Source organism: Bacillus sp. G402, from assembly GCF_051172515.1.
Taxonomy (GTDB): Bacteria; Bacillota; Bacilli; order Bacillales; family Bacillaceae; genus Bacillus; species Bacillus altitudinis.
In genome coordinates this window covers 561,579-583,246 of the sequence record NZ_JBPIZC010000001.1, presented here as the reverse complement: position 1 = coordinate 583,246, position 21,668 = coordinate 561,579, and the positions used below count along the sequence as shown (strand labels likewise).

18 protein-coding genes and 1 other RNA gene are annotated in these 21,668 nt (G+C 40.5%); 5 read left to right on the top strand and 14 right to left on the bottom strand.

The annotated features are described in order from the left end of the window. The first annotated feature begins 175 nt into the window (after positions 1-175). Entirely contained in the window at positions 176-682 is a 507-nt protein-coding gene (locus tag ACSBQP_RS03220) for a GNAT family N-acetyltransferase (protein ID WP_008346514.1), read from the top strand. A gap of 152 nt (positions 683-834) precedes the next feature. On the opposite strand, the gene ACSBQP_RS03215 is transcribed toward ACSBQP_RS03220, so the two are convergent. The 8 genes from ACSBQP_RS03215 to ACSBQP_RS03180 all read right to left on the bottom strand — a co-directional run bounded on the left by ACSBQP_RS03215 (position 835) and on the right by ACSBQP_RS03180 (position 6,554). Beyond that, a complete protein-coding gene (locus ACSBQP_RS03215) occupies positions 835-1,626 on the bottom strand; it encodes a LysM peptidoglycan-binding and 3D domain-containing protein (protein WP_007500712.1) in 792 nt (263 codons plus the stop codon). A gap of 256 nt (positions 1,627-1,882) precedes the next feature. Further along, entirely contained in the window at positions 1,883-3,664 is a 1,782-nt protein-coding gene (gene recQ / locus ACSBQP_RS03210) for a DNA helicase RecQ (RefSeq protein WP_435028181.1), read from the bottom strand. A gap of 135 nt (positions 3,665-3,799) precedes the next feature. After that, positions 3,800-3,985: non-coding RNA, 6S RNA (gene ssrS, locus ACSBQP_RS03205), on the bottom strand. A gap of 133 nt (positions 3,986-4,118) precedes the next feature. After that, positions 4,119-4,619, bottom strand: coding sequence for a TraR/DksA family transcriptional regulator (locus ACSBQP_RS03200; protein WP_057079424.1), 501 nt, complete (start codon positions 4,617-4,619; stop codon positions 4,119-4,121). A gap of 91 nt (positions 4,620-4,710) precedes the next feature. Further along, positions 4,711-5,358, bottom strand: a complete 648-nt coding sequence (locus tag ACSBQP_RS03195) for an SDR family oxidoreductase (RefSeq protein ID WP_007500715.1) — start codon at positions 5,356-5,358, stop codon at positions 4,711-4,713. Between the two features lie 177 nt (positions 5,359-5,535). After that, positions 5,536-5,877, bottom strand: coding sequence for a PH domain-containing protein (locus ACSBQP_RS03190; RefSeq protein WP_008346505.1), 342 nt, complete (start codon positions 5,875-5,877; stop codon positions 5,536-5,538). 277 nt (positions 5,878-6,154) lie between these two features. Next, positions 6,155-6,292: a YozQ family protein gene (locus tag ACSBQP_RS03185; RefSeq protein ID WP_017359491.1), complete on the bottom strand. Its 138-nt coding sequence runs from the start codon at positions 6,290-6,292 to the stop codon at positions 6,155-6,157. 49 nt (positions 6,293-6,341) lie between these two features. After that, positions 6,342-6,554 carry a DUF6501 family protein gene (locus ACSBQP_RS03180; RefSeq protein WP_008346502.1) on the bottom strand — a complete coding sequence of 71 codons (213 nt, stop codon included), beginning with the start codon at positions 6,552-6,554 and terminating at the stop codon, positions 6,342-6,344. A 209-nt stretch (positions 6,555-6,763) separates the two neighbouring features. Between ACSBQP_RS03180 and ACSBQP_RS03175 the strand changes: the two genes are divergently transcribed. From ACSBQP_RS03175 to ACSBQP_RS03160, 4 genes are all read left to right on the top strand, one after another. Beyond that, positions 6,764-8,248, top strand: coding sequence for an aldehyde dehydrogenase family protein (locus tag ACSBQP_RS03175; RefSeq protein ID WP_017359492.1), 1,485 nt, complete (start codon positions 6,764-6,766; stop codon positions 8,246-8,248). Positions 8,249-8,348: 100 nt separating this feature from the next. After that, positions 8,349-10,226: a terpene cyclase/mutase family protein gene (locus ACSBQP_RS03170; protein WP_050827301.1), complete on the top strand. Its 1,878-nt coding sequence runs from the start codon at positions 8,349-8,351 to the stop codon at positions 10,224-10,226. Beyond that, positions 10,219-11,043 (top strand): superoxide dismutase, encoded by an 825-nt coding sequence (locus ACSBQP_RS03165; protein ID WP_213406665.1) that lies wholly within the window; start codon positions 10,219-10,221, stop codon positions 11,041-11,043. Before ACSBQP_RS03170 ends, ACSBQP_RS03165 begins: the two co-directional genes overlap by 8 nt. Before the next feature lie 151 nt (positions 11,044-11,194). Next, entirely contained in the window at positions 11,195-12,145 is a 951-nt protein-coding gene (locus ACSBQP_RS03160; RefSeq protein WP_035391745.1) for a bile acid:sodium symporter family protein, read from the top strand. 31 nt (positions 12,146-12,176) lie between these two features. Here ACSBQP_RS03160 and odhB read toward each other — a convergent pair whose 3' ends face one another. The 6 genes from odhB to ACSBQP_RS03130 form a co-directional block, all read right to left on the bottom strand. Then, positions 12,177-13,433, bottom strand: coding sequence for a 2-oxoglutarate dehydrogenase complex dihydrolipoyllysine-residue succinyltransferase (gene odhB / locus ACSBQP_RS03155; protein WP_007500721.1), 1,257 nt, complete (start codon positions 13,431-13,433; stop codon positions 12,177-12,179). Between the two features lie 14 nt (positions 13,434-13,447). Continuing rightward, complete coding sequence (sucA, locus tag ACSBQP_RS03150) at positions 13,448-16,282, bottom strand: 2-oxoglutarate dehydrogenase E1 component (RefSeq protein WP_035391743.1); 2,835 nt, start codon at positions 16,280-16,282, stop codon at positions 13,448-13,450. Positions 16,283-16,506: 224 nt separating this feature from the next. Further along, complete coding sequence (locus ACSBQP_RS03145) at positions 16,507-18,423, bottom strand: vWA domain-containing protein (RefSeq protein ID WP_017367448.1); 1,917 nt, start codon at positions 18,421-18,423, stop codon at positions 16,507-16,509. 11 nt (positions 18,424-18,434) lie between these two features. Further along, positions 18,435-19,313 (bottom strand): ATP-binding protein, encoded by an 879-nt coding sequence (locus tag ACSBQP_RS03140; RefSeq protein ID WP_017367449.1) that lies wholly within the window; start codon positions 19,311-19,313, stop codon positions 18,435-18,437. Positions 19,314-19,402: 89 nt separating this feature from the next. Further along, entirely contained in the window at positions 19,403-19,981 is a 579-nt protein-coding gene (locus ACSBQP_RS03135) for a superoxide dismutase family protein (RefSeq protein ID WP_007500730.1), read from the bottom strand. Between the two features lie 77 nt (positions 19,982-20,058). Then, positions 20,059-21,390 carry a LysM peptidoglycan-binding domain-containing protein gene (locus ACSBQP_RS03130; RefSeq protein ID WP_025207502.1) on the bottom strand — a complete coding sequence of 444 codons (1,332 nt, stop codon included), beginning with the start codon at positions 21,388-21,390 and terminating at the stop codon, positions 20,059-20,061. Between the last annotated feature and the right edge of the window lie 278 nt (positions 21,391-21,668).

Below are 21,668 nucleotides of genomic sequence, written 5' to 3'. Positions count from 1 at the left end.
CTAAGAGTATGTTATTTAACTTTCTCTCTAAAGTCAATGAATTCGCTGTCTTCGTCGAATTTTAGACAAACTTGCCGATTGCCTGCCTTCTAGCGGCTTGAAAGATCCACTCACTTCCTTTAGAATGGGAATTTGTGTGGTTTTTATCAACTCTTTTATGAAAGGAGCAATAGACTTGTCAATCTTACAGGAAACAACAAAAGATGTGAAGACATTAGAGCAAGAATTACAGCAGTTGCAGTTCCAAATGTATCGAATGCAAGAAAATATAAAAGATATTTCAAAAAAAGCAAAGATTATTGGCATTGATCAAGCGAAGGAAGATGAATGGATGATCGTCTCTGCAATTGAGAATGCAGATACGTGCAAAATCATGTTAAGCGATTGTGAAAAAGCTTTTCGCGGACAATCTGATTTTTCCTTGATTGCGGAATATCCTGAAGAAGGAAAGATTCACATTGCCGATATTAAAGGCCCGCCTGATAATGGCTATGGATCCATCTGTATGAAGCATTTAAAAGAAATCGCAAGAGAGCAAAACATTCCAGTCATTACTGGGGATCTCGTCAAAAGAGATTGGAACCATGTGGACCGCCTGATTCATTTTTATGAAAAACACCATTTTGATGTCCAAATTAATTGGAAAGAGCAAAGCGGAGAAATTTATTGGGTGGACAGCTAACGACACAAAAACCAGCGTTGAGATGGGCTTATACGCTGGTTTTTGTCGAAAATGCGAATTTTTCAGAAAAATATGTGTATTTTTGCCCAAAAAAAGGTATAATAAAAGCATCAGGCCGCCACCTGATGCTTTCTTCCAAAAACAATAGACTACTAGTTAAGTACTTTCACTTTGACTGATTTTACGCCCCAATTTTTAGCTTGGGATTTGCTTGGTACGTGTACATCAATTTTGTTACCTTTAATTGCGCCGCCAGTATCTGCTGCGATGGCTTCACCGTAGCCTTCAACATAAACCTTACTTCCTAATGGAATGACATTAGGATCTACTGCGATTACTTTTGCATTTGGGTTTTTGTTTAAGTTTACCCCTGTTGCAGTGATACCTGAGATGCCACCATCATTTGCTGTATAAGCCGTAGCCGTTACAGTCATTTCTTTTTGAACACTTTGACTAGCAGAAGATGATTCTGCTTTAGCTGTTTCCTTTTTAGGAGCAGCTTTTTTCGTTGTTTGCTCTTTTTGGACAGGTGCCTGTTTTTGAACAGGTTCTGAGCTTACCGGAGCTGAGCTTTGACCAGCAACACTTAGTGTTGAACCAATCATAATTATATCTGAGTTTAAGTTATTCCAAGACTTAATATCGCTAATTGACACATTGAATTTTTGAGCGATTTTCCAGAGGCTGTCCCCCTTCTGGACTTTGTACTGCTCCTGAGTTTTCTCTTTTGAAGAGATTGTCAATTTATCTCCTACATAGATCATGTCTGTAGATAAATTGTTCCAACCCTTTAGGTCCTTTAGAGACACATCATTTTTTTGAGAGATTCCCCAAAGTGTATCACCTTTCTGTACAGTGATTTCCTTTGCAGAAGCTTGCTGTGCTCCTAATGCTGTTGTTGAGATTGCTGCAACAGCAACCAAGGACATAATAGTCTTCTTCATAAAGTAAATCCTCCCTTGTTAGCTTTTTATGGCGGCTAACGAGTGCTATCGTAACATATGTAAATGTCATTTCAATAACAAAACGATATGTTTTAGATTACAGTTCCTTTACATGAAACATCTCTCTCCATTGGTAAATCAGCCCACTAAATGGCTCAATTCCGCATCATATCAAGGTTTTGAAGGGATGGAAATCATCATGATGAAAACGCGTCCAAGTGAAACGAAAAAAATTTATTTTCCTTCTTCAAACTCTTTATTTTTTCTCTTTTTCTATAAATAAACGAATTTCTTCTAAAAAAACATCTCCATATTTCTCTCTTTTTTGTGCGCCGACACCTTTAATATTTAAAAGTTCTTCTTCTGTTTTAGGCTCTACTGCTGACATTTCCTTCAATGTTTGATCAGAAAAGACAACAAATGGCGGAACGCCCTGTTCTCTTGCCAACTTCATTCTGACCATTCTTAACTGCTCAAATAATGCATCATTTTCTTGAATAGCTTCTGCCTTTATCGCCTGCTTTTTATAGACGGTCTCCTGCCCCACTAACACTTTCTTTCCTTTTTGTGTCACTTTTAGTGTTGGAAAAGCTCCTTCAGACATGTGTAAATACTCTTCCGTAATTAAAAATTCAATGAAATCACTGATATGTTGGGCTGAATGCTGTTTCATTAAAGCATAAGTAGGAAGCCGGTCGAAACCAAAATCAAGCACTTTTTTATTTTTAGAGCCGGCTAATACTTGAGCTATCATCATTTTTCCGAATCGTTCGTTCATTCTAACGGTACACGACAAAACCATTTGTGCTTCTCTCGTGACGTCTTCACGCTCTCTCTCGTCTAGACAGTTGCTGCATTTTTGACAAGGGGCACTTGATGATTGGTCAAAGTAATCCATCACAAATTGCTGAAGGCACTGTTCCGTATGACAGTAGTCTACCATTTGTCTCAGCTTGAGCAATTCATGCTGATACCGTACTTCATCTTCTGTTGATTGTTCAATGAGAAAGCGCTGCACGCGTACGCCTTGCGGTGAAAACAGCAAAATGCATTCACTTTCAAGCCCGTCTCTCCCGGCACGTCCTGCTTCTTGGTAGTAACTTTCAATATCTCTTGGAATTTGATGATGAATGACAAAACGTACATTAGACTTATTAATCCCCATACCAAATGCAGATGTAGCTACCATTACTTGAATATCATCATTTAAAAAAAGATTTTGCTGTTCTTCTCTCACTTCATCATCTAATCCTCCGTGATAAACGCCCGCTTTGATCTTTTGCTTTTTTAGACGATGATAAATTTGATCTGCTTCTTTTCGTGTGGCTGTATAAATAATGCCTGACTCAAGACTGTTTTTCTTCATATATTGTGTGATGAATTGGTCGCTGTTTTGCCCTTTCACCACTTGAAAAGACAAATTTTCTCTAGCAAAACCAGTAAAGATTGTTTCTTCTTCGTCCATGCCAAGCTGCTCACATATATCCTGTTGGACCTTCTTTGTAGCAGTGGCTGTTAATGCTACAATAACAGGTCTATTTGAAAGCTTGTTTACACATTCTTGTATAAAGCGATAGCTCGGTCTAAAATCATGTCCCCACTCAGATATACAGTGCGCTTCATCAATAGCCATTAAAGGAATCGTCAATCGATCAAGCAGCTGAAAAAAACGTTCATTTTGTAAGCGTTCAGGGGTGATATAAAGCAAATCATACTCCCCCTGTTCACATTTTTTCAGCCTTGTATTCATTTCACCTGCTGAAAGTGTACTATTTAAAAAGGACGATCGTATTCCCATCTCATTTAACGCATCAACCTGATCTTTCATTAAAGAAATAAGCGGAGATACAACGATTGTCGTTCCTTCCATCATAAGGGCAGGAATCTGGTAGCAAACCGATTTCCCTCCACCTGTCGGCATAATGCAGACCGTATCCTTCCGTTTATTCACAATCGATTCAATGGCTTGTTTTTGTCCTTGTCTAAAAGCATCAAAGCCATAATATTGTTTAAGAAGTGCTTCAGCTTGTTGTAACATCCAATTCCCTCTCCGTCGTTTGTTTTGTCTATTTTAACATACATTTGTCCATCCACATTCGGTCTGTTCAAAATCGTATTTTGGACAAAATAAAAAGCCATTTTCCAAAAATGGAAAATGGCTTGAATCATCCTAGGAAAAGCTGCGGATGCCGTAATCTAAGTAAGAAAGTTTTAAACCACCACTCCTCAAAGTGGGTGTTTGCAGAAACGTTCCTGTCTTCCTCTCGAAGGAGGCGTGACATTCCGGATTCAATATAAAACTCCCTATTACAGCTTAAAGGTTAAAACTTAATTAACATTACGCGCATCGCAGCCTTTAAACTATACTACACGAAAGTTTATTAAATTTCAAGATATGTTTTTTCTAAAAAAATACTCATGTATACAAGATTTTTGTCCATGTAGACGGGGGAAAACATTATGTTGAGAAAACATAAATTCCTCTCATCATGTTATTTTTCCTCATCTACATCAACATCTTGCTCTTCTTCTAGCCTTTCATACGTATCTGAATGCATTTGATCCATTGTTTCTCTATTTGTTAAATCACGCATTTGCTCAGAGAACGAACGGTCAAATTCATTTGGATCTTGATTGGTTTCTTCATTTTTCTTTGCATCAATTGAATAACGAGTATAGGGTACTGCTTTCAAACGTTCATATGGAATGTCTTTTCCTGTTTTTTCACAAATTCCATATGTTCCGTCTTCCATCCGCTTAAGCGCTGCATCAATTTCACCTTCGAGCTGATCATCGACTTGATCCAGCGTCTGTTCGGTCATGCGGTCTAAATAGATGCTTCCGTGATCTGCGATATGATTTCCAACACCATTTGAAATCTCATTCGATTCGGCCAGCATGGATTCTTCTTTCTTTTTTGATCCTTTCACATCTTCTTTTAATTGAATAAGTCTTTCATATAAATCAGCTTTTTGCTCTTTCGTTAAGCTCACGGTCAATCACTCCTTTCTTTTTACCTTCCCGCTCCATGCGAAATGAAAACATCAAAAAAGCCGCCGCCTCTTTGGCAGCAGCTTTCTTCATTTAAAGATTGCGAAGTGCTTCTTCTACTGGTGTATCACCTTTGATTAAGTCAAAGGCTTTATTTTTCACATTGGATTCCGTTAAGCTTTCCACTAAAACAGTGGCTACATCTTCTCTGGAAATCTCAATGTCACGATCGTCTGGAATATGAGCCGCCGCTTCTATTTTCCCTGTCTTCTCCTCATGCAGCAGTGCTCCTGGCCGCACAATGGTGTAAGAAAGACCAGACTGTTTTAAATGTTCATCGGCTTTTCTTTTCGCTTCATAATAAATCTCCATACTGCCTTGTCCTTTTCCTTGATGAGGATCGTCGGCATTATAAGAACTCAGCATCACAAAATGCTGAATATTTTCTTTTTTGGCTGTATCAACGAGGCGTTTTGCCCCCTCTTGATCAACAGCGATGGTTTTATCTGCACCTGTTTTTGAGCCTGAACCAGCTGCAAAGATGACAGCTTCTGCTTGCTTCACAGCATCTGTCACATCCTCTTCAAGATCACCGATGACAGGCGCTGCACCAAGTTCTTTTAGCGCATCTGCTTGTTTTTCATCTCGAATGAGAGCAAGCGGCTCATGTCCTTTTTCTTTTAAATATCGAATGACAAGTCTCCCTGTATGTCCGTTTGCTCCAGCAACCAATACTTTCATTGTTCATTCTCCTTTCTGTATCTGTTTCATCTTTATCCTTTTTTGATGTGATTCAAACACACGAATAGAAAAAAGCCTTTCCCACTGTAATGGGAAAAGCTTAAGGGATATGCGATAGATAAAAATAAGAACAAAGAATGAGAAAAGTGCATGTGATCTATGTAATCGCATCGTTGATCAGCAAAGATGTTTTGTTAAAATGGCCTGCACGTCACTCAAATCTGTATCTTTAGAAAAATCGAGTTCAAATACTTTTGAGCTTGTAACAAGCAGCATACCAGTGTCCTGATCAAACACGCCAGCTTCTTGAATGGCAAAACTTTCTATTGATCGATACGGCAAGGAGACCCTGACTTTCTTTTTAGAAAATACGCGGTTATCGCCAAAGATCAGTCGTTTATTAGTGAAACAAATTTGGTCGTGACGCAGTCTGTAAACAGCCTCAATTCTTTCTCCTTCAATTAATAAGGATTCGAATTTTTTATGATCATTTTGTTTACTGACAGAAAAAATACCCACGTAAACCCCCTCTTCCTGCATCAAATTCCTTTATGACAAAACGGCCACACGGCTCTGTGGGTACGTTTTATTCTCACTTATAGAATACGCTATAAATCGTCGTTATTCCATTACGAATAGATTAAATTTCATTTAACTTTTTCTTTTTGATCCGATGCTCTTTCCTCTACTTATTTAGACTGTTAAAGCAGGAAAAAAGTTTCATTTTTTTTCAAGAAATCATTCGTTATGAGACCATAAAAAAACAGTGATGATGTAAAATCACTGTTTTAAATGACTATTCATCTTTCGGGGTATCAATCGTTCCTTCGGCATACACATCAGAAATCTGCTCAAGCGTAATCGCCATATCAGCATCTTCATTGTCATGCCAAGCATTTTGATGTTTCTGCTCTTCTTGCTGCTGCTTTTTCATCATCATCACCCTTTACTGTTTTTCTTAGTATGAGTGATGACCATCAAAATCATTCAGCAGAATTGTCTTCGAAATACTCTTTGTAGTACCCGCCTACTTTACCCGTATTATCAACGACAAAGAGAAATTCCTCAGTTTCATTTTTCACATCATATGTGTGCCCAACCGTTAATGCCCGGTCAACCATATATTTTTTCGCATTTGTATGTACACATTTTACTTGTTTTATCGTTTCAGCCGTTTGCCAGTTTTGATGGATCATGATTTAAAAACTCCTTTTTTCATCTATACATTTATTGTAGCCAATTTTTCGTGAAATGCAATGAGTGTTATCGATTGCTTTCAAAGATGTCGTGTAATATGATAAATGTATACGTTTACATATGTGTGCGTATACAAAATGCTTCATGTCCACTTTTTCCACCTAGAACTCGCAGAACAACCCATATCTTTAAGGAGGTTTGTTTATTTATGAGCTCTACAACACTTCAAATCAGTTCAAAACTCGAATCTTTTCTCCAAGGGACGAAAAAACTCTACATTAACGGTCAGTTTGTCACAAGTCATGATAACAAAACATTCTCTACACCTAACCCTGCCACAGGAGAAACCCTTATTGATGTATATGAAGCAGGTGCAGCCGACATTGATGAGGCAGTAAAAGCTGCTAAAAAGGCGTTCCATGGACCTTGGCGTTCTATGTCTGCAGCCGAACGTGCCCGCTTGATGTTTAAGCTGGCAGATTTAATGGAAGAACACCAAGAAGAACTGGCCCAGCTGGAAACACTTGACAATGGAAAACCAATTAATGAAACAACCAATGCGGATATCCCTCTTGCCATTGAGCACATGCGCTATTATGCAGGGTGGACCACGAAAATGACTGGACAAACCCTTCCTGTCAGCCAGGGATATTTTAATTATACTCGCCATGAGCCTGTTGGCGTTGTGGGACAAATCATTCCTTGGAACTTCCCGCTCCTCATGGCCATGTGGAAAATGGGTGCTGCACTGGCAACAGGCTGCACCATCGTTTTAAAGCCAGCTGAACAAACACCGCTATCTGCTTTATATTTAGCTGAATTAGTGGATAAAGCCGGATTCCCAGAAGGCGTGATTAACATCGTTCCTGGATTTGGTGAAACAGCCGGTGAAGCATTAACCGATCACCCTGATGTCAATAAGCTGGCTTTCACTGGATCAACAAGTGTTGGGAAATTGATCATGGAGAAAGCAGCCAAATCCATCAAGCGTGTTACTTTAGAGCTTGGCGGAAAATCGCCGAATATTATTTTACCAGATGCCGATTTAAAGAAAGCCATTCCAGGTGCATTAAACGGCGTGATGTTTAACCAAGGTCAAGTGTGCTGTGCAGGATCAAGGGTCTTTGTGCACCGGAGCCAATATGATGAAGTCGTCGATCAAATGGCTAAATATGCGACATCATTAAAACAAGGAGCTGGTCTTCATCATGATACCCAGATTGGGCCTCTAGTGAGTAAAGAGCAGCATGAACGTGTGTTAGGTTATATCGAAAAAGGGAAGTCAGAAGGTGCAACAGCCGTAGTCGGTGGTGACTGCCCTTATGAAGCAGGCTATTTCGTCTCCCCTACTGTCTTTAGAGATGTAGAAGATGAAATGACAATCGCAAAAGAAGAGATCTTCGGTCCAGTTCTATCTGCAATTCCTTACGATTCCATTGATGAAGTGGTCGAACGGGCCAATCAATCTGACTATGGGTTAGCGGCAGGACTTTGGACAGAAAACTTAAAGCATGCTCACGATATCGCTGCACGCCTAGAAGCAGGGACCATTTGGGTCAACTGCTATAATGTCTTTGATGCCGCCTCCCCGTTTGGCGGATATAAACAGTCAGGCCTTGGCAGAGAAATGGGATCATATGCCCTAAACAACTATACAGAAGTCAAAAGCGTGTGGATTAATCTGCAAGATTAATCATTTAAGAAAGCCGGTGACGATGTCATCGGCTTTTTTTGAGCTGTCATGTGACAGGCCGACTCCTGAATATAGTGATAAAGGAAAGGAGCATGGCCGAATGCAAGATTTTAAAACGAGAGTCAACGAATATATCGATGAACTGCACATGCAGGTAGAACGCAGACAAAGAGAAGATGGCGCATTTATTTTCTGCTTTGAAGGACCTATGATGACAAATGCTTTTTTCATTATGCTGTTAAAAGCCGTTGGTGACCCCGATCAGCAATTGATCCATCAATTGGCCGAAGCAATACATGCCAAACAAAATGAAGATGGTTCCTTTTCTTTGTATCATGACCAGTCAGGACATCTCACAGCTACAGTACAAGGTTATTGCGGAATGCTCGCATCTGGCAGATTTCAAAAAGACGAGCCCCATATGGAAAAAGCAGCACAATATATTCGCTCAAAAGGTGGCCTAAAGAACGTTCATTTTATGACAAAGTGGATGCTTGCCGTAAATGGCATGCACCCTTGGCCCTACTTCTATGCACCTCTTTCCTTTTTACTCATCCCTACGTCTTTTCCGCTACACTTCTACCACCTTAGTGCCTATGCAAGGATTCATTTTGTACCCATGATGATCGCACTGAACAAACGGTATACCTCTCATGCTGCGTTTCCATCATTAGCCCATCTTGATGAAAACATGTCTAAAAATCCATTTGACTGGTTTATGGCAAGAGAAGAACGTTCGACTGATGACTTCCTCATGTATATGCGGTCATATACAGCCCTCGACAGCCGGCTCGACTTTTTCGGATATGAAGCGGCAAAGCGATACATGTTTGACCGTCTTGAAAAAGATGGGACGCTGTACAGTTACTTAAGTGCAACCATCTTTATGGTCTATGCCCTCATGAGCCTTGGGTACTCCCCTGGACATCATCTCATCCAAAAAGCAGTCAGGGGTATGAAAAAGCTCGTCACCTCCTGTCAAGGCAAGATATATGCTGAGAATTCCACCTCGACTGTGTGGGATACAGCGCTTGTCAGTTACGCTTCTCAAAGAGCAGGAAGAAAACGAGAAGATCCCATGATCATGAATTCCTTCACCTATTTGCTGGACCGCCAGCAAATGAAGAAAGCGGATTGGGCAGTTCATAACCGTCTTGCTACTCCCGGGGGCTTTGGTTTCTCACATATCAATACGAATAATCCTGATTGTGATGACACGCAAATTGTGTTAAAAGCGATCCCAAAAGAATACGCTCCACTTCAGTGGAAACGAGGATATGACTGGCTTCTCTCCATGCAAAACCGTGATGGCGGCTTTTCTGCTTTTGAAAAAAATCAAGATCACTTTCTACTTCGTCACCTTCCGCTTGAATCTGCGGAGGATGCGGCGATTGATCCGTCAACTCCTGATATTACTGGTCGTGTGCTCCATTTGATTGGTTTAGAAGAAAAAGAGACTGCTTCACCCACGATTCTCAGGCAAAAAGATCGATGTGTAAAATGGCTCATTGACCACCAGGAGAAAAACGGATCATGGTTTGGCAGATGGGGTGTTTGTTATATTTATGGAACTTGGGCAGCGTTAACAGGACTGAAAGCGGCCGGCATTCCCTCCTCACACCCTGCTGTGCAAAAAGCGTGCCGTTTCCTAAAGCAGATTCAGCTTGAAGATGGCAGTTTCGGAGAATCGTGTAAAAGTGCAGAACTGAAAACCTATGTCCCGCTTTCCTTTGGCACAGTGGTTCAAACCGCATGGGCGACAGAGGCGCTCCTCCAATATGAGAAAGCAAATAACGCAGCCATTTTGAAAGCTGTCTACTTTTTAGTGAACCATCACCATACTGAAGAAGCCATGTACTATCCGGTCGGCATTGGACTGCCAAAACAATTTTACATCACCTATCATAGCTACCCATTTGTGTTTCCGATGATGGCTTGTTCTACATTTTTAGAGGAAATGAGGCGTATACATGAATAAAGAAGAATATCGCTCACAGCTCAAAGAGTGGCTTAGCACGATTCAACATGTGTGGCAAGATGATAATATCCATCGAAAAGTGGAACATTTACGACTCAAAATGGAGGATGATGATTCCAGTGAACAAGAATGGTACGAACTAGCCGAAAGGATTGCAGAAGACATGCAGCATCCACACGAAGAAGTGCGCGATGTAGCAGCTGGAAATCATCAGTTACCACCACTGCCTTATCGGTATGACACACTCGAACCTTATATTTCAAAAGAAATTATGTACTTGCACCATCAAAAGCATCATCAAACTTATGTTGATGGTCTAAATCAAGCTGAACTTGCGCTAAAAAAAGCAAGAAGAACCAACGACTTTACGATGATCAAGCATTGGGAACGTGAGCTTGCCTTTCATGGGGCAGGACATTATTTACATTGTATCTTTTGGTTTTCCATGAGTCCTTCAGGGAAAAGAAAACCTACTGGTCAAATGCTTCGTCTCATTGATCAATCATTTGGCAGCTATGAGGCGTTCAAGTCACATTTTTCAGCTGCTGCCAAACAAGTAGAAGGTGTCGGATGGGCGATTCTTGTATGGTCCCCTCGATCTCAGCGTTTAGACATTTTACAAGCAGAACGCCATCAGTTCCTCTCACAATGGGACGTCATCCCCCTTCTTGCTCTTGATGTGTGGGAGCATGCCTATTACCTCCAATATCGAAATGAAAAGGCGCAATATGTAGACCGGTGGTGGAATGTCGTTGACTGGCGTGAGCCAGAAGCAAGACTAAAACAGGCTCAACAAGTAAAATGGACACCTTTTTGATCGCATACTCCACATAGTTCATTTACTATGTGGGTTTTTATTAGTTTACATAATAATATTATGAACACCCCTTGCAAAATCATAGGTTGTTTTTTCAGAAAATTCATTTAAAATAGAAAAGATATGAAAAGAAAGAGAGTTGAACGATAGTATGAACACCCTTTTACACATTAGTCACTTTGCAGGAAGAACATTCGCTATATGGGTCATTGTCTTTGCTTGTCTAGGTTTTACTTTTCCTGCGGCATTTTCTTTGATTGGACCTTATATCCCTTTTTTACTTGGCATTATTATGTTTGGCATGGGGCTGACGCTGTCTTCTGAAGATTTTAAAGAGCTTTTTAGAAAGCCTCTTTATGTATTGATCGGGGTTTTAGCGCAGTATACACTGATGCCACTCATAGCATTTTTATTGGCCTATGGGTTACATTTGCCTTCTGAAATCGCTGTTGGTGTCATTCTCGTCGGCTGCTGTCCAGGCGGGACTGCATCCAATGTAATGACCTTTTTGGCGAAAGGAAATACGGCCTTATCCCTTGCCGTGACAACGATCTCGACACTACTTGCTCCCATTTTGACCCCTGTTTTTATTTATATTTTTGCAAAATCTTGGTTATCTGTATCACCGGGTGCTTTGTTTTTGTCGATTGTCCAAGTTGTCTTAATTCCGATTATTTTAGGTGTCATCGTCAAATTGTTTTTTAAAAAACAAGTGACGTATGCTGTACAAGCACTTCCACTTGTATCTGTTACTGGCATTGTCGCCATCATTGCAGCTGTTGTCAGCGCAAATAAAGAACAGATTCTGCAATCTGGACTGCTTATTTTTGCCGTTGTTGTTTTACATAATGCTCTTGGTCTATTATTGGGTTACCTCATTGCAAAATGGTGTAAAATGGACATTCCTTCTCAACGAGCAATTTCAATAGAAGTAGGGATGCAAAATTCTGGACTTGGCGCAGCCCTTGCAACCGCACATTTTTCTCCACTTGCCGCCGTTCCCAGTGCCATTTTTAGCGTATGGCATAATTTATCTGGCTCTTGGCTGGCAACATTTTGGTCAAAAAGAGGCTACTCAGAAAATAAAGACCAAAAAAGCTAGTACCCTCATCGGTACTAGCTTTTTCTTTCGATTATCCTTCAAGCAATAGCTGTTCAGGATCTTCAAGTAGATTTTTAATCGTGACAAGGAACCCAACAGCTTCTTTACCATCGACAATACGGTGGTCGTATGAAAGAGCTAAATACATCATTGGACGGTTTTCAAAGCGTTCTTCATCAATTGCAACAGGACGAAGCTGAATTTTATGCATACCTAAAATTCCAACTTGAGGACTGTTTAAAATTGGTGTTGAAAGCAGAGAACCAAATGTTCCTCCGTTTGTGATCGTGAATGATCCACCTTGTAATTCATTGAGCGATAATTTGTTATCTCTTGCTTTTTTCGCAAGATGACCGATTTCTTTTTCAATTCCTGCAAATGATAGTCTATCTGCATCACGGACAACTGGTACCACAAGCCCTTCATTGGCGGCTACAGCAATACCGATGTCATAGAATTTTTTAATGACAAGCTCATCACCTTGAATTTCTGCGTTGAGAAGTGGATATTTTTTAAGTGCTGCTACCACTGCTTTTGTGAAGAAGGACATGAAGCCCAGTTTCACATCGTTTTGTTCAAGGAAGGCATCTTTGCGACGCTTTCTTAGATCCATGACAGCTGTCATATCGACTTCATTAAATGTTGTCAGCATCGCTGCCGTTTGTTGAACTTCAACTAAACGTTTTGCAATGGTTTGTCTGCGGCGTGACATTTTTTCACGCTCAACTGGTTTCCCTGCTTGATCATTTTGCACCGCAGCATTTGCTTTTGGCGCGGCTTTCGGTGCACTTGCAGGAGCTTCATTCTTTTGGTAAGAAGCTACATCCTGCTTTCGTACCCTGCCCAGCGGATCTGCGGTTGGAATCTCAGATAAGTCTAACCCCTTCTCTCTTGCTAGTTTTCTAGCTGCTGGAGAAGCGATCGTTCTGCCATTACCAGATTTCGGCTCTTCTTTTGCTGCCTCTTCTTTTTGTTCAGCTGCTGGTTCTTCTTTCGAAGCTGGTGCAGAATCTTGCTCAGGTGCTGGAGCTGCGGACTCGCTTCCGCCAGCTTCACCTGCTGCAATCGTTCCGATGACTTCTCCAACTTGGACAGTGTCACCAGAATCTTTCAGTACTTCTTTTAGAACACCAGATTCTTCAGCTGTCAATTCGACATTGACTTTATCTGTTTCAAGTTCTAACAGGTATTCCCCCTGCTCAACATAATCGCCCGGCTGTTTTAGCCACTGAGCAATTGTTCCTTCCGAGATTGATTCCGCTAGTTCAGGTACTTTAATTTCCGCCATTTTTCATTTCCCCCTTAGTTTTTGCGAGTCAAGCTATCAGATACAATTCGTTCTTGTTCTTTTTTATGAACAGTTGGATCACCCTCAGCCGTACTTGAACGTCTTCTGCGGCCGATGTAACGTACTTTTACTTTTTCAGATGCAATTTCACGTAAATATGGCTCAATATATCCCCAAGCGCCCATATTTTGCGGTTCTTCTTGCACCCATACGATTTCTTCTAAGTTCGTCAGTTTTGATAAAATGGCTTTAATATCTTTGGCTGGGAATGGATATAATTGTTCCACTCTCGCAATATGAAGCCAATCTTTTGAGTCTTCCATTTGAGTAAAACGATCACTAATATCGATCGATACCTTCCCGCTCGATAGCACAAGGCGTGTTACTTTTTCATGATCATGCACAAGGCCCGGCTGTTCAAGAACTGGACGGAACTGTCCATCTGTTAGTTCTTGGACTTCGGATAATGTGTTCGGGTTTCGAAGCAGACTCTTCGGTGTCATGATGACAAGAGGACGAATCTCTTCACGAAGCAGCATTTTCGCCTGTCTTCTAAGAATATGGAAGTATTGAGCTGCACTTGTCAGGTTCGCAACTGTCCAGTTATTCTCAGCAGCTGATTGCAAGAAGCGTTCTGTTCTTCCACTAGAATGTTCTGGACCTTGTCCTTCATATCCATGTGGCAAGAGCATCACAAGCCCTGACTTTTGTCCCCACTTGGCGCGGCCTGCTGAAATAAATTGATCAAAATACACTTGAGCCGCATTTGCGAAGTCTCCAAATTGAGCTTCCCAAATCACTAATGTTTCAGGAGAATAGACATTATAACCATATTCAAACCCGATGACAGAGCCTTCTGACAGTGGACTATTATGGACTGTAAATGATGCATTTGCATCACTCAGTTCATGAAGAGCAATGAATTCATCACCCGTTTGACTGTCGTGAAGAACAAGGTTTCTTTGAGCAAATGTGCCTCGCTCAGAATCCTGTCCGGTCATTCGAATCGGCGTACCGTCTTTTAATATAGATGCAAATGCCAGTGCTTCACCAAGTGACCATTCCACTTTGCGATCATCTGTAAACACTTTTGCACGTTTTTCAAGGATCCGCTTTAGCTTACCGAATACTTGGAAGTCTTTCGGCCAGCTAATTAATTCTTCATTCAGCTTTCTTAATACATCAAACTCTACAGATGTATCAACTGCAGGGAAGCCGTTAGATACAGGCTCTGGCAGTTCGATTTCTTGAATCGTATGTTCTTTCTTTGAAGGTACTTTTTTATAAGCTTCTTCAATTTTTGCCGTGACAGCCTGCTCAATTTCTTCTCTTTGTTCTTTTGACAGAAGGCCCTCAGTGACAAGCTTATCTGCGAAGATATTCTTGACCGTTTTGTGCTTTCTGACCGCATCGTACAGCATTGGCTGAGTAGTAGAAGGCTCATCCATTTCGTTATGGCCATATCTGCGGTAGCCAATCAAGTCAATTAAGAAATCCTTTTTAAACCGTTTACGGTATTCTACCGCCAGCTGAACAGCTGCTAAACAAGCTTCTGGATCGTCTGCATTGACGTGAACAATTGGAATCTCGAAACCTTTTGCAAGGTCACTAGCGTATTTCGTTGAACGAGATTCATTGCTTTCTGTGGTAAATCCAATCATATTGTTGGCAATGATATGGATCGTTCCCCCCACTTGATAGCCGACTAATTGACTTAAATTTAATGTTTCTGCGACAATTCCCTCTCCAGGAAATGCAGCATCCCCATGAATTAAGATGGCTAACGCTTTTTCAACGTCTTGAACTGGATAGCCTTTTTGAGTACGCGATTCTTGAGCAGCACGAGTGCTTCCTTCAATAATCGGATCAATAAATTCCAAGTGACTTGGGTTATTGGCAAGTGTGACTCTTGCACTCTTTGTATCTTCATCTTTGATTTGGCGGTCAGCACCGAGATGATATTTTACATCCCCTGTCCATCCGTAGCTGATGCCGATAGAGCCTTCTGATGGTACAAGCTCTTTATTAGGCGCATGCTGGAATTCTGAGAAAATGATCTCATATGGCTTTCCTAACACATGTGCTAATACATTTAAACGGCCTCTATGTGCCATTCCAATGTTAATATTTGAAGTCCCTTGTGTAACAGACTCGGATATAATTTCATCAAGTACTGGAACAAGTGCGTCTAATCCTTCTATAGAAAAACGCTTTTGTCCAACAAATGTTTTATGAAGGAACTGCTCAAATTGCTCGACTTCTGTTAATCTTTTGAGTACAGAAACTAGTTTATCTGCTGGTTTTTTCTTAAATAATTCACCAGACTCAATAGATTTAGAGAGCCAGTTGCGCTCTTCGAAGTCATGTACATGATCAAACTCAAATGAAATGGTACGCTTATACGTATTTCTCAAATGGTTAATGGCTTCTATGCCGTTTGAAATGTGTTTAGGTGCATCTGGACTAATAATTGATATTGGAATATTCTTAACGTCTTCTTCAGTTAAACCGTATTCCTTTAATGGAAACAGCTCTTGTAATTCCTTTTCTTTGCGAAGAGGATTGACGGAAGCATTTAAATGGCCATACGTTCTGATGTCTTCTGCCAGTTTAACGACTGATGCTATCTTTTGGATTTGTTCAGAAGTAACTACGCTATTTTCTTTTTTCCCAATTTCCTCCTTCATTTCACTCGGTGGTGCACCAAGTTCATCAAATATGCCTCTTATGTCTTCATCAACACTAGTAGGATCCTGGACATATTGATCGTAGAGCTCGAGCACGTAGCCGAGGTTCGGACCATGAAATTCTTCCCAACTCAACGGTTGTTTCACATCATTTTGAAACATTTTGAACACTACCCCCAACTTTGATCATCAAGTGATTGAACACTATCTCGATATAACTTCCAGAACACAATGACCAAATTTATGTAATAAAACGCTTCCAATCATATTCTACCACTGTTTCGGATTACTTTCTACATTCTTTGTTCAATTAAAGATAAAAAATTCAAAGAAAAACAAAAAATTTAAATCATTCCGAAAAATATTTTAAAGAAAGGGGCAAAACCTTATGCCCCAATGCTTTTATGCAGCAATTTCTTGAGTAATGGATATAGCACATCTGGCAATGTATCGACATCCGGTACAAAAATGCTGAACTTGCCATACATATCTTGGATCGTTTTCATCTGCGCCTCTTCAATCGGAGAATTGGATAAAAACACATTGATGACTTCAATTCCCTTTTTTCTCGCTTCGAGAACCGCTTCATGTGTATCCACGATCCCATTTTGTTCGTAGCTGAATGCAGCCGGCTCTCCGTCTGAGAAAACAATGAGGAACTTTTGCTCTTCTCTTCGTTTTAAAATCATTTTTGTCATTTGGCGAATCGCATAGCCGTCCCGGTTATCCTCTTCTGGCTCAAGTGACATGATGGATGGTCCTGCGTCAAATAAGGAATCTTTGAACGATACGACGGTGTTAAAGTAGTTCGGCTGACTTGTTTCAGTTGCGTCATTTGTATCTTCCCAGAACCCTACAATTTGATGAGGTACCTGCACTGATTTTAAAGCTTCATGAAACAGAACAATCCCTTTTTTTGTCTCATCCATTTTGTCAAACATACTCGCAGAACAGTCAACTAATAAAGTGAACACAGCATCAATTTGAGAAGATGGCGCTTGTTTTTTATAAAATAGTCGAGGGTTGGACTCTGTAAAATAACGAATGAGCTTTTTACTGAGACGTCCTGCATGAAGATCTGTTTTTGGCCATGATTTTTTATGCTCAAGTGTTTTTTGAATCATTTGTTTTAAGCGTTTCTGATAAGGCTCGATTGCCTTTGCGTGCTGCCTGTACACATCTACTTGCTCTGGTGAAGGAGATTCTGGTGAAATCATGACTGGAAATGCATATTTGTTTTCTTTTCCATTCTCATGCGAATCTGCCCCGCTTTCTTCTCCTTCTGCCTCTTCTAGTGCTTCAAGCTTTGAATAGTCTTTTCGATGGGTTTGTTTGGCTGAACCTTGAACCGTTCCAAGCGCCTGATCTCCATCGTCACCTTCTCTTGCCGCATCTTTACCGAGATCGCTTTTACCACCGTGTTCTAAATCAAATTGAAGGAAACTTTTAGATGGTGCTTCCGTTTCTCTATGCCATACTTCCATATATTCATTATGGATGTCTTCATCCCCCTCTTTTTCCCGATCGACTTTTATATCCTCACTTAATTTTGGCTTTCTTTTGAGGTCATGGAAAAGCGGTTCTTTTGCCGCTTTTTCATAGTCCAATTCTGGGAAGAAAAAGTATGTGTTCAGCATATCCTTTTCAAGGAGCTCATCGAAGCCTTCTGTCAATTCCTTCACAATGATGGCGATATCAGATGTCGAGCGTGCGTCATATACACGTTCAAGACTTGACTCAATAAACGGAATCATTGGATCTATCCGCTCATGAAGGGGTGGAATTTCTTCAAGCGGAGATTCGGCTGTCAGCTTCACGTATATCGCACAAAAGAGTGCATCTGTTAAAATACTGCGCTCTTGGTTAATCGTTAATTGTGTTTTAAAGTGACGTCTGTAAAGCTCTCTTCTCCGTTTAAATACCTTTTTTGTTCCTGGGCGGTCACGTTTAATCCGCTCTTCAATGCGGATATCTTCAAACAGCATAAACAATTGTTTGCACACATCAGGAATGGATAATGTGTGGGCATAGGAAATGATGTCTTCAAACACTGTAAGATCGCTATACACTGTCCCTACTGCTCGCAGAAACACATCACTTTTTAGGCCTGCCATCATATCCTCTTGATGACGATCATCCCAAAAATGGCTGATGAAAATTTTCTTTTCAAACGGTTCATAGTACGATTGAACACCGTATTCAAGCTCCACATCATCACTTTTGGCAAGTGTTTTGGCTAAATCCGTTAATTCCATAAATAGAAATGAATCGATTCTGCTGTCATTAAATTTGATGAATTTCAAAAGTCAGAACCTCACTCGAATAATGTTTGAGCGATATTTCTTACCGCTGCTTTTTCCCGGTCATCTTCTAGCTTCTCTACAATTCCTCGTTCAATTGCACGAAGCGGCGGAATATATTGCGCAAGATCACATGTATCTAACAGTGCGCGAATGGATGCGGCTTCTTCACTGACCTGTCCATTGTGTGCTTGGACGATGAGATCTGATGAGAGCTGTACGAATTGATCGATTAACCGCTCATCCTTTAATACGGACTGAGTGTGCAGTACTTCTTTTAAAATGCCACCGCCAATGTAAGGAACTTCAATGACGACAAAACGGTTTTTCAGCGCTTCATTGAGCGGCACTGTCCCCACATATCCCTCATTGATTGCTGCAATCACGCCAAAACCTTCTTCTGCTCTAACGACTTCACCTGTAAATGGGTTTGTCATCATTTTTCTGTAATCAAGCACACCGTTTAAAATAGGCAGTGTTTCTGGTTTTGCCATGTTGATTTCATCAATATATAAAAGGTGTCCTTTTTTCATTGCTTTTGTAACGGGTCCTTCAATGAATTCTATAGAAGCAACTTGTCCATCATTATGGATGGTTTTATAGCCAATAAGACTTTCTGCATCAAGGTCAACTGAGCAGTTTACACTGTGCATCGGCTGTTGAAAGAAAGCGGATAAAGTTTCTGCTAGTTTGGTTTTACCTGAGCCCGTCGGTCCTTTTAACAGAACATTTTTTCCTAGGGCAAGTGCAATCATGGCATCTTGAATAATAGACGTATCTTGTGATTCATAGCCGCCTGTTCCGATAAGCGGACGAAATTCTTCTTCGAGAACTTTTCCTTTTGCTTCGATCATTGCTTGAATTTCTTCTGGGAGTGATGGTTGGTTAAACATATATGATTAATTCCTCTCTTCGATCATTTTCCTCACCAAGTATACTAAAAAAACCTTTATGCACTCAATACATAAAGGTTCGTCTTCTGTTATTTTACCATTTCTTTTGTGATGGCTCCGCAAGCAATGCGTTTCCCTGAGTTGCCAGAAGGGTTGCTTAAGTAATCATCTGCTTCTGCATGGATGATGAAACTTCGCCCGTTTTGATCGATTAATTGATTTGGGCCTCCCTTTAACGTCACATCTGGTACATTCACGACAACATCAATTTGTCCATCTGCCCCTACCTCTAAATTAGGCATATCTCCAGCATGATGCCCTTTTGGGTTGTCGAAGCCATGCTCTCTATGGGTCGGATTAAAATGTGCACCTGCTGTTTCAAAATCTGGCGTTTCACATATTCCTGTTTCATGAATATGAAAGCCGTGAGGACCTGGTGGCAGTCCTTTCGCTTTCACATGCAGATCCAGCCCATTTTCTGAGGACTCTCTTATTTCAATGCTCCCTATTTTTTGCCCGCTTTCGTTTATGAGTGACGTTGTGACTGGTGCTTGTTTAGGTGCGGCAACTTCTCTTGTTTCTTCTGTCGTTTCTTTTTTCGGCGGTGCATGACATGCTGATGCGGTAAAGATCAAACATATCATGATCATCCACACTGACTTTTTCATTTATGACTGCCCCCTTTTGATATCAGTATGGACAATCACAGCAACGGGCAAACAAAAAAAGCCGAAAATCGGCTTTTTTAGAAGAAACGTTTTGCGCCTAGGTAGGCTTTTTTCCAATAAGGATTGCTTAAGTTTGAAATTCCTACTCCGCTGTCACTTGCATGAAGGAAATCTCCTCCACCTAGGTATAGTCCCATATGAGAAGGACCTGCTTTGTACGTTGTGAAATAAACAAAATCTCCAACTTGTGGTGTGCTGACAGGCGTCATCATATTCCAGTATCCTGCTGTACTCAATCTAGATACTGATGAAACCTTATTAATGAGATAGTAAACAAAGCCGCTACAATCAAATCCAGCTGGTGTATTGCCACCCCATCTGTAAGGAATGCCTGTGAGTTTTTTACCTTCTTGAATCATTGTCGTGATTTTTGCATTCATTGGAACGTCAGTTTTATTATTGTTGACCGGTGTTGTTGAACCGTTTGACGTAGAACCATTAGATCCAGTTGAACCGGAAGCTGTTCCGTTGATTTTTAATACTTGTCCAATTCTCAGCACATCACTTTTCAAGCTGTTTGCTGTGCGGATTGATTGAACCTGCACCTTAAACTGATTCGCAATTTTCCATAATGAATCACCTGATTTAACCGTATAAGATGTTGTTTTACTACTTGAAGACTGATTGCTGTTTGAAGGCGTGCTAGGTTGAGCAGGTGCTTTCGGCTGACTTGGTTTTGACGTCACCGTTCCTTTTACCTTCAATACTTGATTTGGATAAATCATATCAGATTTTAGCGAGTTCAATGTTTTAATTTCACCAATCGACATGTTTAACGAATTGGCAATTTTCCATAGTGAATCGCCTAATTTTACTTTATATGTACTAGATGCTGATGATGAACTATTAGAATTCGTTGATTTGTTACTTGAGCTGGAATTAGATGTTGAGTTTGAATTTGAGGACTGGCTGCCGCTCGTTTTCGTCGTTCCAGACACTTTCAGCTTTTGTCCAGGACGAATAAGGTCACTGTTTAAGCTGTTCAAACTTTTCAAACTTGCAACTGACATTTTGTGATTCTTCGCAATCAGCCATAATGAATCCCCAAGCTTGACTGTATAGCTAGATGTTGTTGAAGCACTTGATTTCGTTGCTTTTGAACTTGTTGATGAGCTGGATTTTGAACTTTTTGCACCAGGAATCTTTAAGCTTTGTCCTGCAAAAATCATCGTCGTTTTTAATTGATTAAGAGATTGAAGTTCCGAAATACTTGTGTTGTACTGTTCGGCAATCTTCCAAAGTGAGTCACCGCTTTTCACCTTGATCGTCTGTGCTTCTGCCGGTGCAGCAATAACAGCTGAGCCCGCGATCGCTGAAACTGTGAGGCCGGTTACTACTTTTTTCTTCATAGATAAATCTCCGCCTTTCATGATTTCGTCCCATAAGACTTATGTACTAGTTTTGAGTTTAGCATTTAATGGTTCTGCTTCTCTTGCACTATTTTATCTTTATTTCTATAATATTACTCGACATGAAGACGTTGGGCAATACTAAATAGGTTTTAGAGCAGCAAACTCAAAATGCTAAAACAAAGCCATATCGTTTCTATCGGCTGTTTGCTGTATTTATAAACAATTTTTAAGGAATTTTTAAGTTGACGTTTAGAAATTTGTCAAAACAAGCACGT

Excerpts from the sequence above, each read along its gene's own strand:
- recQ (WP_435028181.1), bottom strand. The coding sequence starts at position 3,664 with ATGTTACAACAAGCTGAAGCACTTCTTAAACAATATTATGGCTTTGAT.
- ACSBQP_RS03160 (WP_035391745.1), top strand. The coding sequence starts at position 11,195 with ATGAACACCCTTTTACACATTAGTCACTTTGCAGGAAGAACATTCGCT.
- ACSBQP_RS03170 (WP_050827301.1), top strand. The coding sequence starts at position 8,349 with ATGCAAGATTTTAAAACGAGAGTCAACGAATATATCGATGAACTGCAC.
- ACSBQP_RS03215 (WP_007500712.1), bottom strand. The coding sequence starts at position 1,626 with ATGAAGAAGACTATTATGTCCTTGGTTGCTGTTGCAGCAATCTCAACA.
- odhB (WP_007500721.1), bottom strand. The coding sequence starts at position 13,433 with ATGGCGGAAATTAAAGTACCTGAACTAGCGGAATCAATCTCGGAAGGA.
- ACSBQP_RS03185 (WP_017359491.1), bottom strand. The coding sequence starts at position 6,292 with ATGAAAAAGCAGCAGCAAGAAGAGCAGAAACATCAAAATGCTTGGCAT.
- ACSBQP_RS03180 (WP_008346502.1), bottom strand. The coding sequence starts at position 6,554 with ATGATCCATCAAAACTGGCAAACGGCTGAAACGATAAAACAAGTAAAA.
- ACSBQP_RS03130 (WP_025207502.1), bottom strand. The coding sequence starts at position 21,390 with ATGAAGAAAAAAGTAGTAACCGGCCTCACAGTTTCAGCGATCGCGGGC.
- ACSBQP_RS03135 (WP_007500730.1), bottom strand. The coding sequence starts at position 19,981 with ATGAAAAAGTCAGTGTGGATGATCATGATATGTTTGATCTTTACCGCA.
- ACSBQP_RS03140 (WP_017367449.1), bottom strand. The coding sequence starts at position 19,313 with ATGTTTAACCAACCATCACTCCCAGAAGAAATTCAAGCAATGATCGAA.
- ACSBQP_RS03195 (WP_007500715.1), bottom strand. The coding sequence starts at position 5,358 with ATGAAAGTATTGGTTGCTGGAGCAAACGGACATACAGGGAGACTTGTC.
- ACSBQP_RS03165 (WP_213406665.1), top strand. The coding sequence starts at position 10,219 with ATGAATAAAGAAGAATATCGCTCACAGCTCAAAGAGTGGCTTAGCACG.
- sucA (WP_035391743.1), bottom strand. The coding sequence starts at position 16,282 with ATGTTTCAAAATGATGTGAAACAACCGTTGAGTTGGGAAGAATTTCAT.
- ACSBQP_RS03175 (WP_017359492.1), top strand. The coding sequence starts at position 6,764 with ATGAGCTCTACAACACTTCAAATCAGTTCAAAACTCGAATCTTTTCTC.